This is a genomic window from Streptomyces sp. NPDC001668 (genome assembly GCF_042893155.1).
Classification (GTDB): Bacteria; Actinomycetota; Actinomycetes; order Streptomycetales; family Streptomycetaceae; genus Streptomyces.
Genome location: NZ_JBIAUQ010000003.1, coordinates 800,307 through 818,089, shown reverse-complemented (window position 1 = coordinate 818,089; position 17,783 = coordinate 800,307). Strand labels below are relative to the sequence as shown.

The following is a 17,783-nucleotide window of genomic DNA, read 5'->3' as shown; positions in this document are numbered from 1 at the left end:
CCCGTCCCCTTCCCGCCGTCGGCGGCTTGAGGAGCGTCCACCGTCCCACCCCAGGGGCGCGGGGAACTGCGCGACCAGCCACAACGCACCCGCACCCGCCCGACAACCGAACCCGGCACCCCCATAGGCGCCCCGCCCAAGCCCAGCGCAGCGGCCCCGCGGGGAACTGCGCGACCAGCCCCCACTCACCCGCCCCACAACCCGACCCGGCACCCCCCTAGACGCCCCGCTCGGACGCCACGGATTCCCTAACGGCCCAGCCCCAACCGGACCCCCACCCGAATCCTCCCTAGCCTGGAGTGATGGGTGAGGACATCCGGCTGGCCGCGGTCGTCGCGTTGGCGCAGGGCATGGCGGCGGCTCACGGCTCCCGGGAGGCGTGGCGGGCCGCCGCCGCTGGGGCGTGCCGTGCGCTCGGGGGGAGTTTCGCCGCGTTGTCCGTGTGGGAGCGGGAGCTCGGACGGCTCAGGGTGCTGGTGAACGTGGGGGAGCGGGCCGCCGGTGAGGAGGAGTTCCCGGACGGTGAGGCCTACCCGGTGCACCAGTTCCCGGAGATCACCGAGTTCCTGCACGAGCGGTGGGCCGGGGGCGGGGAGCCCAACGCGTGGGTGGAGACGGCGGAGGGGCCGGTGGTCGGGGGGCGGCCCGGGTATGTGCACCAGCGGGTCGCCGCGCTCCGCAGGAGGGGGCGGGGCAGCTGTGTCGTCGCCCCCATCGTGCTGAACGGGCGGGCGTGGGGGGAGCTGTACGTCGCCCGGCCCACCGGTGCCCCGGTCTTCGGGCGGGAGGACGCCGACTTCGCCACCGTACTGGCCGCCGTCGTGGCCGCCGGGATCGCTCAGGCGGAGCGGCTGGAGGAGGCGAGACGGCTGGCGTTCACGGACGCGCTGACCGGGCTCGCCAATCGCCGTGCCGTGGACGTGCGGCTGGACGAGGCCGTCGACCGGCACAAGAGGGACGGTGTCGTCGTCAGTCTCGTCGTGTGCGATCTCAATGGGCTCAAGCGGGTCAACGACACCTGTGGGCACGCCGTGGGCGACCGTCTGCTGGAACGTTTCGGCTCGGTGCTGTCGCTGTGCGGGGCCATGCTGCCGGGCGCTCTCGCCGCGCGGCTCGGCGGGGACGAGTTCTGTCTGCTCGCGGTCGGGCCGCCCGCCGACGACGTGGTCGGGGTGGCGGGTGAACTCTGCCGGCGGGCCGGGGAGCTGGAACTGGGGGAGGGGGTCGCGTGCGGGGTCGCCTCGACCGCGGACCCCATCGGGCCCGTGCGGTCCGGCCGGCGGCTCTTCCGGCTCGCCGATGCCGCGCAGTACCGGGCCAAGGCCGAACGTGCCGATAGGCCTGTCGTCGCGGGGCGGGCCGGGCCCGACGATCCCGTCGTACGGCTGGCCGATGCCGCCCCCTCCGGGCCGACGGCCGAGCGGCGGACGTTCCGGGGGCGGCGGCCCTGAGGGACGCGCGGCGGTAAGGGGCGTAACCCCGACCCAGTAGTGACATCCGAGAATTCAGTGCGTACGCTCCTGAATATGGATATGCACACTGTGGTGGTGGGGACGTCCGGGGTCACCGCGTCCGACGTCCTTGCCGTGGCGCGGGACGGTGCCCGTATCGAGCTCTCCGAGGAGGCGGTCGCCGCTCTCGCCGCGGCCCGCGGGATCGTGGACGCCCTCGCGGCCAAGCCCGAGCCCGTCTACGGCGTCAGCACCGGCTTCGGCGCCCTCGCGACCCGGCACATCAGCCAGGAGCTCCGGGCCCAGTTGCAGCGGAACATCGTCCGCTCGCACGCCGCGGGAATGGGGCCGAGGGTCGAGCGGGAGGTCGTACGGGCGCTGATGTTCCTGCGGCTGAAGACCGTCTGCTCGGGACACACGGGAGTGCGGCCCGAGGTCGCGCAGACCATGGCCGACGTGCTCAACGCCGGGATCACGCCGGTCGTCCACGAATACGGGTCACTTGGTTGCTCGGGTGACCTCGCGCCGCTGTCCCACTGCGCCCTGACGCTCATGGGGGAGGGGGACGCCGAGGGGCCCGACGGCGTCGTGCGGCCCGCCGGTGAGCTGCTCGCCGAGCACGGGATCGCGCCCGTCGAGCTGCGGGAGAAGGAGGGGCTCGCCCTTCTCAACGGCACCGACGGCATGCTCGGGATGCTGGTCATGGCCCTCGCCGACCTGGACATGCTCTACAAGTCCGCCGACATCACCGCCGCGTTGAGCCTTGAGGCGCTGCTCGGGACCGACAAGGTGCTCGCGCCCGAGCTGCACGCCATCCGGCCGCATCCGGGGCAGGGTGCCTCCGCGGCCAACATGCTGGCCGTGCTGAAGGGTTCGGAGCTCACCGGGCACCACCAGGACGACGCCCCCCGCGTCCAGGACGCCTACTCCGTGCGCTGCGCGCCGCAGGTCGCCGGGGCCGGGCGGGACACCCTGGCGCACGCGCGGCTGGTGGCGGAGCGGGAGTTGGCGTCCGCGGTCGACAACCCCGTCGTGCTGCCGGACGGCCGGGTGGAGTCCAACGGCAACTTCCATGGCGCGCCGGTCGCCTATGTACTTGATTTCCTCGCCATCGCCGTCGCCGACCTCGCGTCGATCGCCGAGCGGCGAACCGACCGGCTGCTGGACAAGAACCGGTCCCACGGGCTGCCGCCGTTCCTCGCCGACGACGCCGGTGTGGACTCGGGGCTGATGATCGCGCAGTACACGCAGGCCGCGCTGGTCAGTGAGTTGAAGCGGCTGGCCGTGCCCGCGTCCGCCGACTCGATTCCCTCGTCCGCGATGCAGGAGGACCACGTCTCGATGGGGTGGTCGGCCGCGCGCAAGCTGCGCACCGCCGTCGACAACCTCACCCGGGTCCTCGCCGTCGAGCTCTACGCCGCCTCGCGCGCCGTCGAGCTGCGCGAGGGCCTGAGTCCGGCGCCCGCGACGCAGGCCGCCATCACCGCCGTACGCAAGGCGGGAGTCGAGGGTCCTGGGCCCGACCGGTTCCTGGCGCCGGACCTCGCCGCCGCCGACGTGTTCGTGCGGGAGGGGCGGCTGGTGTCGGCGGTGGAGGCCGTCACCGGGCCGCTTCTGTGAGCGGGCGGGGCCCTGTGCGCCGTACGGCTGAACAGGGCCCCGGTGATGGTTACTTGAGCTTGGCCAGCTGGGCGTCGACCAGGGCTGTCGGCACCGGGGCGGCCTTGCCGCCGTCGAGCGAGGCGAAGTTCACCGTGTAGTACGTGGAGACGGTGTTGCCGACGCGGACCACCTCGGTGTCGAAGGTGGCCTTGCCCTCGCCGTCCATGTCGGAGCCGACGGAGAACGCGACGGACTCGTCGCCCTTGCCGGAGGGCTTCCCCGCGGCGACCTCGGTGATCTTCTGCTTCTCGCCCTGGGCGGTGATGGTGAAGCCGCCGGCGCAGGCCGTGACGGCGTCGGAGACGGTCTTGACGGCCTTCTCGGCGCCGTCGCCGTCGTAGGAGGACAGGCCCACGAAGTTGAGCTCGACGTCGAGGGCGTCCTCCAGGGAGGCCTCGTCCGAGGACGCGGCGGCCTTCGGCTTCCTCGTGACGGTGTAGCTCGCGCTCGCGTCCGTGTCGCCCGGCGCGAGGCCCGCCATGGCGTGGGCCAGCGGGGCGCAGGCGGCCTTGTCGGTCTTCACTTCGCTCTTGGACTTCGGCAGGGTGTCGTCGCCGGCGGTGTCGACCTCGTAACCGGCGAGCTCGCCCTTGGCGAGGAACAACTTCTTCAGCTCGGCCGCGCTGAGCGCCTTCGCGGCCGTCGTCGTGCTCGGGGAGGAGGAAGCCCCGGACTCCTTGGACGCCCCCGACTCCTTCGAGTCGTCGTCCGAACCCCCGCCGCATCCGGTGATGAGGGCGAGCGACAGCACGCTCACGGTCGCCGCGGCGCCTATGCGCGCCCTCGATGATCTCTTCATGTGCGGACTATGAACGTTTTGCCAAGAAAACGTCAAGCCGGTTTAAAAACCCAGGCGTTCCCGGCGTACCGAATAGACGACGAAGCCCGCACCCAGAGTGAGGAACAGGGTGCCGCCGACCACGTAGGGCGTCGTGTCGAAGCTGCCGGTGTCGGCGAGCCGGGTGTCGTCCGTGGACGTCTCCGCGCTCGTGGTCGTGACCCGCGCCTGCGCCGTGGCCTGCACGGACGGCTCTGTTCTCGCCGGGTTGTCCTGGCTCGCGTTGGCAGACGGGACGAACCACAGGGCACCCAGGAGGGTCCCCGCGGCGGTGGCGGTCAGCAACGGACGACGAACGGATGACACGGAATATCGATCCCCTTGTGGTGCTGGCGAATTGGCCGTGTGGGGCGATGTTAGTGAAAGGCGCGGGTCACGGGAAAGTCACGGGAGCGATGGGCTTTACGCTCCGGGCATGAGCACTGAAGAGACATCACGTTTTGTGCGGCTTCGGGTGGAACTCGTCGTCGAGGTCGACGACCGGGAGGCCATCACCCGGGCCGCGCTGGCGCGGATCGCGGAGGATCCGGACATGCCGGACGAGGAGCGCACTCACGCCGAGAGCGCTGTGACGGAAGACACGGCGGAGGCGCTCGCCTATCTCGTGGACCCGTTCGACCTGGTCGGAGAGGTGCCGGGGGTCGAACTGGCCCAGGCCTCCTGGAGCAGCGAGCAGATCGACTACGACCCTGATTCGCCGGACTGGGACCTCGACGAGGATGATGTGGAGGAAGACGAGGAAGAAGAGGTCGTCGGCTGAGCGCGCCGGGAAAATCGTGACCCCGGGCGGCAACCGCCGTCCGGGGTTTCGTCGTCTCAGGGGTCGCACGGACCGACAGACGCACCTGCCGCCACGGCGGACGTGGTGTGCCCCACACCTTCCAAGAAGGTGGAACGGGACGAACCGGTCGTAGCGTTTAGGTTTTATTGACGGGGACTCTCGGGATTTCGGGGTTTCTGGGATTCGGCAACGATGGAGAAGCGTGTGATGACGGTCAGTAAGCGGCGCAGGGGCCTGACGGTCGCGTCCGCTCTGCTCGGCGGGGTGCTGGTGCTCTCGGCCTGTTCCGGTGGCGACGACTCCTCGTCGGGCGGCAGCAGCAGCGGCGGCGACACCTCGCAGGCCAAGGCCGACGAGGCGGCGGCGAAGAAGAGCTCCCAGGCCGAGATCAAGATCACGCCGAAGGACGGCACGGACAACGCCTCCATCAACAACTCGGCCGCCGTCACCGTGAGCAAGGGCACGCTCACCGACGTGACGATGACGACCACCGACGGCACGAAGGTCGCCGGCGAGCTGTCCGCCGACAAGACCAGCTGGAAGCCCGACACCCAGCTGGAGCGCTCCACGACCTACAAGGTCGCCGCCGAGGCCAAGGACTCCGACGGGCTCGTCGCCCACGAGAACGCCTCGTTCACGACGGTCTCCCCGGCCAACAGCTTCATAGGCAACTTCACGCCGGAGGACGGCTCGACGGTCGGCGTGGGCATGCCGGTGTCGATCAACTTCGACAAGGCCATCACCAACAAGGCGGCCGTCCAGAAGGGCATCACCGTCTCCTCCAGCAGCGGTCAGGAGGTCGTCGGCCACTGGTTCAACGCCAACCGCATCGACTTCCGCCCCGAGGACTACTGGAAGGAGAACTCCACCGTCACGCTGAAGCTCGCGCTCGACGGCGTGGAGGGCGCCTCCGGTGTCTACGGCGTCCAGCAGAAGACGGTCACCTTCAAGATCGGCCGTAACCAGATCTCGTACGTCGACGCCAAGACCAAGCAGATGAAGGTCACGCACAACGGCACGACGATCAAGACCATCCCGATCTCGGCCGGTTCGCCGGAGAACAAGACGTACGAAGGCATCATGGTGATGTCCGAGAAGTTCAAGGAGACGCGCATGAACGGCGCGACCGTGGGCTTCACCGACGACGACGGCAAGGGCGAGTACGACATCAAGGACGTGCCGCACGCCATCCGCCTCACCAACTCCGGCACCTTCGTGCACGGCAACTACTGGGGCGCCAAGTCGGTCTTCGGCAGCGTGAACACCAGCCACGGCTGCGTGGGCCTGTCCGACACCAAGGGTGCCAACGACACCGGCACGGCGGGCTACTGGTTCTACACCAACTCGATCGTCGGTGACGTGGTCGTCGTCTCCAACACCGGCGACAAGACGGTGGCCCCGGACAACGGCCTCAACGGCTGGAACCTGAGCTGGGCGGACTGGAAGGCGGGGTCGGCGGTCTGAGGTCTCGCCGCTGACCCAGGTCGCTTGAGGGCGGTCACCCGATCGGGTGGCCGCCCTCAACGTTGCTGCGGGAAAGGCGCAGCTCAGCCGTTGCATCTCAGTTCGACGTGCGCTCTACGTATCCGGGCCGAGCGAGGTCAGGTCGTACGCGTCGCTGATGGCGCTGTAGCCGTCGGTGGTGAGGTTGACGTGGTCGCCGGAGTCGTAGTCGGCCGGGGCCGTGTCGTTGCCGAGTTTCAGGGCCTGGGGATCCGCCGTGCTTGCCGTGTCGGTGACCGCCACGACTGCTTCCGCGTCGACGTAACTGACTGTGGGTGTCGAGAAGTTGACCTGGTCGGTGATCCAGGTGTTGGTGTCGATGCGGTTCTGGTCGATGGCCGTGGTGCAAGGGCTGTAGCCGTCGCATGGGGTGAGGGTCGTGAGGACGACCTTGATGCCCCAGCCTCTGAGCTGGTCGCTCAGGAGGCCGAGCGCGTTGTCGATGTCCACGTCGTCATGGCCCGCGACGATGTCCTCAAGACCTTGGGTGACCACGACCGTGCGGATGCCGGGGACGGACAGGACGTCCCGGTCGAGGCGGGTGAGTGCCGCGCGGCCTCCGGCGCCTGGACCCTGGTCGGTGCCGAGGTAGTTGTTCTCGATGCCGGACGCCACCACGCCGTACACCGGGATGCCGTCGGTGTTGTTGGCCAGCCGGTACGCCAGCCACTGGTTGAAACGTGAGGTCGTGTAGCCCGCGGTCGTGCCCGTGGTGCGGGTGTTGACGAGACCGTCGCCGAGGACGGAGATGGTGGGCCGGTGGTCGGTGGTGGTGACGTCGACGCCGGTCAGGATGCCTGCGAAGCGGCCCGATTCCGTTCCGGTGCCCGTGAAGGCCGTGTTCGCCGTGTCCGTGGTGTGGTCGCCGCTGCCGACGGCGCTCACGTAGCCGACGGTGTCGGTTGCCGCCCAGGGGTGCATGACCAGGTAGTTCACCTGGTTCACCAGGTGGATGCTGGTCGTGATCACCCCGCGTGGCGCGACCGTCATGGGGATGGGGTCGCTGTAGAGCTCGCCGCCCTCCGAGATCACCACCGACTTGGATCCGCCGAAGGTGACGTCGACCGGTGGAGAGGCCAGGGTGGCGCCGTTGCCGTAGGGGGCGACCGTCACGTGGTCGAGGGACAGCGGATCGGTCCCGATGGCGTTGGACAGGCGCAGCCGTACCGAGTCGCCGCCCGCGCTGGCCATGGTGACCTCGCGGAAGGTCTGGTTACTGAAGGACCCCATGTCCGGGAAGCGGAACAGTCCCTCGCTGGGCGCGCTCCAGGTACCGGTCCAGGCGGCGCTGTTGGCGGCGGTGGTGGTGTCGCGCACGGACATGCCGATGATGTGCATCCCCGGCACGTACCTGCGCGCGGCGTCGGCCAGGTCCGGCAGCGTCACCGAGCTGACGGTGGCGCCGGCCTTCAGGGGTACCGCGAAGGCATAGATGTTGGTGTTGTGGGTCACCTGCCCGGTGGGGATGTTCCGGTGCGGCAGGGTGACGGCGGCCAGGGCGTCGGAACCGTCCACCCAGTCGGGCATGGTCAGGTAGTAGCGGTCCGAACTGCCGTCGCCGTAGGTGATGGAACCCTTGGGAGTGACGCAGTCCTCGTAAGTACCGTTGCCCAGACTGCAGTTGGTGGCCGAGCTGTTGGTGCCGTCGGGGACGACGGGGCTGGTGAAGTCCGTCTCCTGGTGCTGGGAGCCGACGGACCCGTACGTCGAGAATCCGAGGAAGACGAGGGCCTGTCCGGTCGTGCCGTTCATCTGGATGGTCTGGTTGGCGGCCAATACGTTGTCGCCGGTGCCGGCGCCGAACTTGGGCAGGGTGAAGGTGGCGCCGTCCACGGTGATCTTGCCGCCGGGCTGCCACCCCGCCGCCTTGAGGTCCTGGAGGGAGAGGGAGCCGCCCGCTCCGTCCGCGTCGGCGGTGGTGGGGTCGCTGTCGTCGGTGGTGGTCGTGTTGTTGAAGGCCGCCTGCAGGCTGGCATAGCTCTTCGTGGTGTGCCCGGCGGCGGTGAACTCGTACTGCTGCTGGGAGGACACGTTGCCCGCGGAGTCGACCGCGTAGACGTAGAGGGTGTGGGTGCCGGGGGCCACCGGGGTCACCGTGATGGTGGCCTTGTTGCTGACCGCCGTCTTGGTCTGCGCGGCCGGGGTGTTGGACGTGGGCGGGGCGGCGTCCAGGCCGTAGAGGAACTTGGCGGCGTTGTTGCCGTTGGTGCCCGGGTCCACCGAGACGGTGAAGTTGCCCGGGGTGCCGGCCGCGGTCGCGCCGGGCTGATCCTCCGGATAGAGGTTGTCCGCGCTGGTGACGGTCGGCTGGGCGGGGCTGTGGAGGTCGACGGTGAAGTGGCAGGTCGCCGAGGTCGCCGAGGTGTCCTTGCCGTCGCTGGAGGTGACCTTCCAGCTCACCACACTGCCGTCGGCCAGGCCGCTCATGAACGACGAGGGCAGCTGCTTGGGCGCGTTGGCGCCGCTGGCCACGGTCGCGCTGGCGGTCGTGGTCGCCGAGCCACTGCCCACCCAGTACGAGTAGGTGGCGGCCAGAGCGTCCTTGTCGGTGTCGCTGACCTTGGCGTTGAGGGTGGGCGGGGTGGTGGCGAGGGTCTTGCCGACGATCGGGTACGGCGTGGCGGTACCGCAGCCGAGGGAGGTGGAGCCGACCTTGGTGGCCAGCGTGCCGGGCTTGTTGGGGACGTGGTTGTACTCGATGGACATCGAGGGATTGTTGTCGAACCGCTTGAAGTAGTTGCCGTCACCGCTGCTGTTCTGGCTGTTCACCAGGGCGAAGGTCCAGCTCTTCCAGTGTGCGGCGGCGCCCTTGGCGATCGTCGACGTCACCGGGAAACCGCCGGAGGGCTCGCTGGTGCAGGCCGGGCCGAAGCTCTTGGTGGCCAGCTTGCTGGTCAGGGACGGCTTGGCGTTCCAGGTGGTGGAGGAGCTGATCGCGCCGGACCAGTAGAGGGAGACGTCGGAGGAGAGGCTGCAGCTGGCGGAGTAGTTCTCCTTGGCGTCGACCGTCGCCGAGACGATGTGAGAGTCGTAGACGGCGGAGGGAACGGCGAGTTGGAAGTAGGAGCGTTCGACGCCTATGCAGCCCGACCAGCTGTTGTAGCCGACGCCGGGATCGCCGTACTGGGTGGAGTCGTAGTTCTTCGCGGTGGGGCAGCCCTGCTGGGTCTCGACGTAGTGCTGCTTGGCACCGCTGGCGTAGTGCGGGTTCCAGGTCGGGTCGATGTAGACCGGGAACTTGGTGCGGGCGTCCCTGAGCAGCCTGGTGTCGGGGGTCAGGGAGAGGGTGCGGCCGTGCAACCGGCCCTTGACGGGGGCTACATGGGCCTTGGGCGCGGGTGCCGTGGAGGTGGCTCCGGTGCCGCTGGAGTCCCACATGGCCGGCTGCGGGGCGCTGAAGAGGACCTGCCCGTCGGGGTTGGTCGCAGCGAGGTTGCCGTGGCCGTCGTCGGTGACGGTGACGCCCTTGGCCTGTGTGGTCAGGGCGATTCGGGCGAGCCCGGGGTCGGCCGCGGCCGTCGCGTTCTTGACGACGAGGACCTCGGACCAGCCGCCCTGGGTGTCCGCGGTGAGCATGAGGTCCACGTCGGGCAGCACGTCCGGGTAGGTCAGGCTCGCGCCGGAGACATGCGGGGTGGGCAGGGTGTACGGCCAGGACAGGGTGAGGGACGCCTTGCCCCTGGTCATGGTGGCGAGCGGGGTCGTACCGCCGCCGGAGAGGGCGAGCGGCTCGGCCGAGGCCTCCGGGCTCCACGTGCCGTCGGCGTTGCGCCGGAGGGTGGCGTCGACCGGTACCCAGTGGTGGGCCTTGCGGACCCGGACGGGCAGCAGGCTGGAGTCGTAGGTGACCGTGCCGGACGGGTTCGCTGTCGTGGTCGCCGTCTCGGTGGTCAGAGCGTCGACCTGGACGGACTTGCCGGTCGCTGTGGCCTGCTTCTGAGCGGCGGCCAGTGCCGATTCCTCGGCGGACGTCAGGTCGCCGCCGTCGTCGGACGGGCGCAGTGAGCCGGTCGGCGCCGGCGGCTTGGTGTCGTCCGTCGGTGCCGGAGTCAGATCGGGCCGACCGGTGTTCACGTCCGCGACGGAGCCCGGTACGGAATCGGCAGACGCCGGCTGAGCGGCGAGCGGAGTCAGGCAGAGCGCGCTGACTGTGGCAAGGGCGAGGAATGTGCCCGGTATTCGCCGGCTCTTTCTGAATGGAATGCCGGATGAAAACCGGCAGGAACGGTCGGACATCTGCCCCCCCTGTTTGAGTCCGAGAGAAAACGCCTGTGGGCGCGAGGGAGGCTACCCGTAGTTATGTCGAGGCGACAACGGGGCCAGAGATAAGTCGTGCTGCGGGGGCTTCACCGATGTGTGGATGGTGTGCGCAACTTTGCTGTCTCGTGGGCTGGATGGTGGCGTTGTTGAGCAATCGACCCTGTTGGTGGGGGAGTTGATGCGTTCGTCCGTCAAATTTGGTCGAACAAGGGGCGATGCGTGGCGATGTCTATACCTGTTGTAAATGTGTGCGGGCTGTGACAGGTGGGTCGCGGCCTGTTCCAATAGCTCTCGACAGCCGTGCTGGAATGGGGGGCCGCAGTGCGTCAGAATTCTCGGTTGCGGATTTACAGAAAGACCATGGGGATACGCAGGGCGCCCGCCTTCTGGATCGTCGCGATCAGCGCCCTCGGTCTCCTGATGGGAATTCTCTCGCCTACGGGTGCCGCCGCTGCCGGGCGGCGTGCCGACTATCTCGTCAAGGCCGCGAAAGAACGCCCGGTGCCCGTTGCGCCGGTCAAGGGCAAGGCCGCGAAGGTCCCGCAGATGGCCCACTGGAGCGCCGCCCGGGCGCACAGGACCTGGCCCGTCAAGAGCACGGTCGAGGTCGCCGTCCCCGCACAGGGCGCTGCGCGGACCGGTGCCGTACCGGTGACGCTCGCCCCGGCGAAGGGCGCGCACCGGGCTGCTGCCGGCACGCGCCTGGATGTGTCGATGCCCGGGCAGACCGCGGCGCGGAAACTCGGTCTGCACGGCGTCGTCTTCACTGTCCGTCCGGACCGGGCCACCAACCAAGGCGCTGCTCAAGTCGGCCTGGACTACTCGGAGTTCAAGGACGCCTACGGGGGCGACTGGGCCGGTCGGCTGCGCCTGGTGCAGCTTCCGGCCTGCGCGCTCACGACCCCACAAACGGCCAAGTGCCGTCAGCAGACCCCGCTGCCGTCCACCAACGACACCAAGACCCAGACCGTCTCGACGCAGGTCACCACCGCACAGCCCATGGTCCTCGCGGCGGAGGCGACCGCGTCCGGCGGCGGTGGCACCTACGCGGCCACCTCTCTCGCCTCTTCGGGCCAGTGGTCGGCGGGCGGCTCGTCCGGCGCGTTCACCTACTCGTATCCGATCTCCGTACCGGACGTACCCGGCAGCCTGACCCCGAGCGTCTCGCTGGACTACAGCTCGCAGGCCGTCGACGGCCGCACCTCCTCGACCAACGCCCAGTCCTCCTGGATCGGCGACGGCTGGGACTACTCGCCGGGCTTCGTCGAGAGGAGCTACACCTCCTGCTCCGACGACACCGCGAACGGCACCCCGAAGACCTCCGACGAGTGCTGGTCGGACGACGTCGACACCCTCACGCTGTCACTGAACGGCTCCTCCAACACCCTGGTCCACGACACCAAGTCGGGCGCCTGGCACCCCCAGAGCGACAACGGCGAGAAGATCGAGGTCAAGACCGACACGGTCAACGGCGACAATGACAACGAGTACTTCGTCGTCACCACCGCCGACGGTGCCAAGTACTACTTCGGCCGCAATCGCCTGCCCGGCTGGACGACCGGAGCGGCGACCACCAACTCGGTCTTCACGGCCCCCGTCTACGGCAACGACACCAGCGAGCCCTGCCACGCCGCCGCTTTCGCCGATTCCTGGTGCCAGCAGGGCTACCGGTGGAACCTCGACTACACCGTCGACCCGCACGGCAACGCCGTCAGCTACTGGTACACGCCGGAGACCGGCTACTACGGCCGGGACAACTCCACCACCCCGACCACCTACTCCCGCGGCGGCTACCTCGCCAAGATCCAGTACGGGCAGCTGGACGGGAAGGTCTACGACAGCACCGCACCGGCCGCGGCCCAGGTCTTCTTCGACACCTCCGAGCGGTGCCTCGCGGACTCGGGCTTCGACTGCGCGTCCTCGAAGATGACCACAGCGAACGCCTCGCACTGGCCGGATGTCCCCGTGGACCAGGTCTGCCCGTCCTCGGGCACCTGCGCCAACCACGGGCCGGCCTTCTTCACCACCCGGCGACTGACGGGTATCCGCACCCAGGTCCTGGTCGGCACCGCCTACAAGGACGTCGACGCCTGGACGCTCACCCACACCTTCCCGTCGACCGGTGACACCACCACCCCGTCGCTCTGGCTGAGCCAGATCGTGCACACCGGCAAGGACGGCGGCAGCCTCGATCTGCCGCCGGTCAAGTTCGCCGGGCAGGCGCTGGCCAACCGGGTCGACGGACTGGACGGCTACCAGCCGATCACCCGCTACCGGATCACCACCGTCACCACCGAGTCCGGTGAGGTGGTCACGGTCAACTACACGGGGCCGCAGTGCCACCGCACAGGCACGGCTGTGCTGCCGTCGAGCCAGGACGGCAACAACCTCCGCTGCTACCCGCAGTACTGGACGCCACCCGGCCAGACCTCCCCGCAGCTGGACTGGTTCAACAAGTTCGTCGTCAACTCCGTGACGGCACAGGACCCCACGGGCGGCGGCCTCCCCGTCCAGACGTCGTACAAGTACCTCGGCGACCCCGCCTGGCACTACAGCGACGACCCGCTGACCCAGGCGAAGTACCGCACCTGGAACCAGTGGCGCGGCTACGGAACGGTCGAGACCCGCACCGGTACGTCCCCCGCGACGATCACCCTCTCCCGGGAGACGTTCTTCCGCGGTATGGACGGTGACAAGACCTCCACCGGCACGCGCAGCTCGACCCTCAACGACACCGCGAACGACGATCCGCAGAAGGACTCCGACTGGCTGGCCGGCCAGACCTTCGAGGCACAGTCCTACAACGGCGACGGGGGCGCCCTGCTGTCCGACGGTGTCACCGACCCCTGGAGCTCGGCGGTGACGGCCACCCAGACCCGTACGAACGCGGGCCTTGACCCCCTGGTCGCCCACCGCACCAACATCGCTCGGGTCCGTACCGTCACCACCAAGGCCGACGGCACGAAGCGCACCACCGAGATCGACTACACGATCGACGGCGCGACCGGGCTGCCCACGGCAGTGGACGACCAGGGCGACACCACCACATCCGCCGACGACAAGTGCACCCGCACCTGGTACGCGGCGGGTAGCGACGGCATTCTGCTGCCGGTGCCGCGCCGGGTCCAGGAGCTCTCGGTCAAGTGCTCGGTGACTCCGGACTACACGAAGGACCTGCTCAGCGACGACCTGACGTTCTTCGACGGTGCCACGGACAACACCACCGCGCCCACCAAGGGCGATGTGACCATGGTCCAGAAGGCCGACTCGGTCGCCTCCGACGGCACCATCCACCACATCACGGCCCTGCAGAACACTTACGACACCTACGGCCGCGAACGCACCGAGACCGACGCCGACGGCCGTACCACGACCACGGCCTACACCCCCGCGACCGGCGCGTCCCCGACCTCCGTCTCGGTCACCCAGCCGAAGGTCACCGGCCAGACGACCGCCTTCACGACAACCTCCACGCTCGACCCGGCCCATGGCCTGGACCTGAAGACGACCGACGCGGCCGGATACGCCACCACCAGCACCTACGACCCGCTCGGCCGCCTCACCGCGGTGTGGGCGCCGGGCTTCCCCACCGACAACAACCCCAACACCAAGTACAGCTACAACCTCTCGCCCTCGGCGCCGTCCACGGTCACCACCCAGACCCTCACCGACGACAACGCCTACCGCACCTCCGTCTCGATCTACGACGCGATGCTGCGCCCCCGCGAGACCCAGACGGCGACGGTGGACGGCGGACGCACCATCACCGACACCGTCTACGACTCGCACGGCTGGCCGGTGAGCAGCTCCGACGCGTACTACAACACCGGCGCCCCGTCCGGTGACCTGGTCGACGCGGCCGACAACCAGACCCCGTCCCAGACCGCCACGGTCTACGACGGCGCGGGCCGGGTCACGGCCTCGATCGCCTACCACTTCGCCTCCGAGACCTGGCGCACCACCACCGCCTACCCCGGCGCCGACCGCGTCGACGTCACCCCGCCCGCCGGCGCGACCCCCACCACCACCTACACCGACGCCCGCGACCAGCTGGTCAAACTGCTGCGCTACCACGGCACCACACCCACCGGCGCCGCCGACACCGTCACCTACTCCTACGACGGGTACGGACACCAGACCGGCCAGGACGACGGTCAGGGCAACACGTGGAGCAGCCACTACGACCTTCTCGGCCGCCGCACCTCTCAGACCGACCCCGACACGGGCAACTCGTCGTCCACCTACGACAACGCCGGTCAGCTGCTCACCACGACCGACGCGCGCGGCAAGACCATCAGCTACCAGTACGACGAAATGGGCCGCAAGAAGGCGGAGTTCGACACCACGGGCGGGGTCGCGCAGTCCACCGCCAACGAGCTCACGGCGTGGACCTACGACACACTGAAGAAGGGCAGGCCCACCGCGTCCATCCGCTACGTCGGCGGAACGAGCGGCTCGGCCTACACCGAGAAGGTCCTCGGTTACGACAGCCACGGCTGGACGCAGGCCACCCAACTCGTCATCCCGGCGGCCGAGGGCGCGCTGGCGGGCAACTACCTCCACCAGAACACGTACAACCTCACCGGCACACTGAAGAACTACACCGACCAGGACCCGGCCGCCGTCAAACTGCCGGAGGAGACGGTCGGTTACACCTACGACGCGTTCGACCGCCCCACGGCCGTGGCCGGCGGCACTTGGAGTTACGTCGACAAACTCAGTTACACGGAGTTCGACGAGCCCTACCAATTCACCTACGGGACCGACGGCAACTTCGCCCAGCAAACCCTGAACTACGACGACCAGACCCACCGTCTGACCAGCTCCACCACCATCACCCAGTCCGGCGCGGCGATCGCCGACAAGACGGCGTACTCCTACCAGCCGTCCGGCAACGTCACGAAGATCGCCGACAAGCTGGAGACCGGCCGGACCGACACCCAGTGCTTCACCTACGACTGGGCGCAGCGCCTGAAGTCCGCGTGGACGGCGACCGACGACTGCACGGCCACTCCGGCGCCCGGAGCCTCCTCGACGGTGGGCGGCCCGTCGCCGTACTGGCAGTCGTGGGCCTACAACGCTACGGGTGCCCGCTCGACCCAGGTGGACCACGACACCTCGGGCGACACGGCCAAGGACGCGACATCCTCGTACGCCCCGGCCGCGGCGGGCGCGGGCCCGGCCCACGCCGTGTCCCAGGTGAACACGGTCGTACCGGGCGACTCGACGGCCGACACCACCAACTCGTACTCCTACGACGCGGACGGCAACGCCCTCACCCGGACCACCCGAGCGGGCACCGACACCCTCACCTACAACGATGAGGGCGCTCTCTCCGAGCTGTCCTCGACGGGTTCGGCGGGTGACACGAAGTACCTGTACGACGCCGACGGCACGCTGCTGCTGCGCCGCAGCCCCGACGCCACCACGCTCTACACGGGCGACGAGGAGGTCACCCTCAAATCCGGGGCCACCAGCGCGGACGGCGTGCGGTACATCTCGATCGCCGGCGAGACGGTCGGCACGCACTCCTCGGACGGCACGTTCTCGTACCTGATCCCGGACCGCCAGGGCACCGGCACGCTGCAGATCGACTCGCAGACGCAGCAGGTGGTCCGGCGGCAGTACAAGCCCTTCGGTGAGACCCGTGACCGGTCCGCCGGGACCTGGACAGGCCAACGCGGCTATGTCGGCGGCACCGAGGACGACAACACGGGCCTGACCAACCTCGGGGCCCGCGAGTACGACCCGACGATCGGCCGCTTCCTCAGCCCGGACCCCATCCTCGACACCGGCTCACCGCAGACCTGGAACGCCTACGACTACGCCGGCGACTCCCCGGTCACCGAGTCCGACCCGTCGGGTCTGTGCATGGCGGACCAGTGCGGGGTCGGCTATCCGATCGGCGGCACGGGGGGCAGCAAGAGCAACCCGACGCGGTATGTGACGACGGGTCCGGTGGACCCGGGCGGCAGCAACACCGCGTACTGCCACCACGGCCGGTGCACCGACGGGCACACGCTCGGGCACGGCACGGGTGCCGGTGGCGGCAACATCAACAGCAAGACGTACGACCCACAGGCCGAGGTGAAGGCGGCGCAGCGGGCCAAGGCCACCGCGAGCGCGGCCGCCGCGGCGGCGAAGAAGCAGGTGTCCGGGTTCAAGCACCAGCTGCTGAGCCTGGTCGCGGACGTCATCGGTCTGACCGACGCCTACAACTGCTTCACCAAGGGCGATGTGATGGGCTGCGTCAACACGGCCCTCACGGCGGTGCCTTGGGGGAAGGTCTTCAAGGCCATCAAGGTCGGGGTGGAGGCCTTCAAGATCTGGCGGGCGCTGGATCGTGCCTATACGGCGGTGAAGGACGCGGAGGAGGCCGCGAGAATCGCCGAGGACGCGGTGCGGGCGGAGCGCGGGTTCGCGGAGGCGCGGGCGGCGGAGGGCGCGGAAGCCGACGCGACCGAGGCCGTGGGCTGCTCGGTGCACAGCTTCGTGCCCAGTACGGAGGTCCGCCTCGCGGACGGCACGTCGAAACCGATCAGCAAGCTCAAGGCCGGCGACACGGTCCTGGCGACCGACCCGCAGACCGGGGTCACGGCTCCGGAGAAGGTCCAGGGCGTCATCGTCACGAAGACGGACAGGGACTTCACGACGCTGACGCTGGACACGGCACCGACACGGGGCCCGCCACAGCAGGCTGAGACCACAGCCAAGCAGACCCTCACGGCCACCTGGCACCATCCCTTCTGGGACGCCACCCACCACCGGTGGGTCGATGCCCACGACCTCACTCCGGGCACGAAGCTTCGCACGGCGGACGGCACGACCGTCACGGTGACTGGCGTCCGCAACTTTCACCAGAATGAGACGACGTACGACCTCACTGTCGGTGACCTTCATACGTACTATGTGCGGGCAGGCGACGCTCTCATTCTCGTCCACAACGTGGATGAAGCCTGCGTGGTGAATCAGACACTCGGCGCTGGTGCACATGCCCGCGAGGGAGTTGGGCTGGTGGATGGTGATATTGATGCGCCTGGCGTACGGGATCTCGTAAATGAAGCCGGGGATACCCACGGCTGTCACGTATGCGGTACCACGGATCCAGGAACAAAATCCGGGAATTGGATTCCGGATCACCAGCCGGCGACAAGTGCCGTAGCTCCCGGGACACCGCAGACGGCATATCCTCACTGTCTTCCGTGTGCTCGACAGCAGGGTGGAATAGTTCGGCAACTGAACAGGGATCACTATGACTACCAGCCATGAAAATCTCTTGGGTTCTTTC

The 17,783-nt window shown here is 68.9% G+C and carries 8 protein-coding genes; 5 read left to right on the top strand and 3 right to left on the bottom strand.

All coding sequences use genetic code 11. The features are described from left to right. The first annotated feature begins 302 nt into the window (after positions 1-302). Both ACFYZ8_RS13410 and hutH read left to right on the top strand, forming a co-directional pair. Positions 303-1,451: a diguanylate cyclase domain-containing protein gene (locus ACFYZ8_RS13410; RefSeq protein WP_388535044.1), complete on the top strand. Its 1,149-nt coding sequence runs from the start codon at positions 303-305 to the stop codon at positions 1,449-1,451. An 81-nt stretch (positions 1,452-1,532) separates the two neighbouring features. Next, positions 1,533-3,071 carry a histidine ammonia-lyase gene (hutH, locus tag ACFYZ8_RS13405; protein ID WP_359030315.1) on the top strand — a complete coding sequence of 513 codons (1,539 nt, stop codon included), beginning with the start codon at positions 1,533-1,535 and terminating at the stop codon, positions 3,069-3,071. Positions 3,072-3,120: 49 nt separating this feature from the next. Here hutH and ACFYZ8_RS13400 read toward each other — a convergent pair whose 3' ends face one another. Then, complete coding sequence (locus ACFYZ8_RS13400; protein ID WP_388535041.1) at positions 3,121-3,912, bottom strand: hypothetical protein; 792 nt, start codon at positions 3,910-3,912, stop codon at positions 3,121-3,123. A 42-nt stretch (positions 3,913-3,954) separates the two neighbouring features. Next, positions 3,955-4,236: an LPXTG cell wall anchor domain-containing protein gene (locus ACFYZ8_RS13395; protein WP_359030316.1), complete on the bottom strand. Its 282-nt coding sequence runs from the start codon at positions 4,234-4,236 to the stop codon at positions 3,955-3,957. Between the two features lie 130 nt (positions 4,237-4,366). Here ACFYZ8_RS13395 and ACFYZ8_RS13390 point away from each other — a divergent pair, with 130 nt between their 5' ends. Beyond that, entirely contained in the window at positions 4,367-4,711 is a 345-nt protein-coding gene (locus ACFYZ8_RS13390) for a hypothetical protein (RefSeq protein ID WP_359030042.1), read from the top strand. A 213-nt stretch (positions 4,712-4,924) separates the two neighbouring features. Next, positions 4,925-6,196 carry an Ig-like domain-containing protein gene (locus ACFYZ8_RS13385; RefSeq protein ID WP_359030043.1) on the top strand — a complete coding sequence of 424 codons (1,272 nt, stop codon included), beginning with the start codon at positions 4,925-4,927 and terminating at the stop codon, positions 6,194-6,196. Positions 6,197-6,310: 114 nt separating this feature from the next. Here the strand turns inward: ACFYZ8_RS13385 and ACFYZ8_RS13380 are convergent, their stop codons facing one another. Then, positions 6,311-10,309 (bottom strand): hypothetical protein, encoded by a 3,999-nt coding sequence (locus ACFYZ8_RS13380; RefSeq protein ID WP_388535038.1) that lies wholly within the window; start codon positions 10,307-10,309, stop codon positions 6,311-6,313. 546 nt (positions 10,310-10,855) lie between these two features. On the opposite strand from ACFYZ8_RS13380, the gene ACFYZ8_RS13375 reads away from it, so the two are divergent. Beyond that, positions 10,856-17,764, top strand: coding sequence for an RHS repeat-associated core domain-containing protein (locus ACFYZ8_RS13375; protein WP_388535036.1), 6,909 nt, complete (start codon positions 10,856-10,858; stop codon positions 17,762-17,764). Positions 17,765-17,783 lie beyond the last annotated feature (19 nt).

Coding starts and splice junctions, on each gene's coding strand:
- ACFYZ8_RS13385 (WP_359030043.1), top strand. CDS start 4,925: ATGGAGAAGCGTGTGATGACGGTCAGTAAGCGGCGCAGGGGCCTGACG.
- ACFYZ8_RS13410 (WP_388535044.1), top strand. CDS start 303: ATGGGTGAGGACATCCGGCTGGCCGCGGTCGTCGCGTTGGCGCAGGGC.
- ACFYZ8_RS13400 (WP_388535041.1), bottom strand. CDS start 3,912: ATGAAGAGATCATCGAGGGCGCGCATAGGCGCCGCGGCGACCGTGAGC.
- ACFYZ8_RS13375 (WP_388535036.1), top strand. CDS start 10,856: ATGGGGATACGCAGGGCGCCCGCCTTCTGGATCGTCGCGATCAGCGCC.
- hutH (WP_359030315.1), top strand. CDS start 1,533: ATGCACACTGTGGTGGTGGGGACGTCCGGGGTCACCGCGTCCGACGTC.
- ACFYZ8_RS13390 (WP_359030042.1), top strand. CDS start 4,367: ATGAGCACTGAAGAGACATCACGTTTTGTGCGGCTTCGGGTGGAACTC.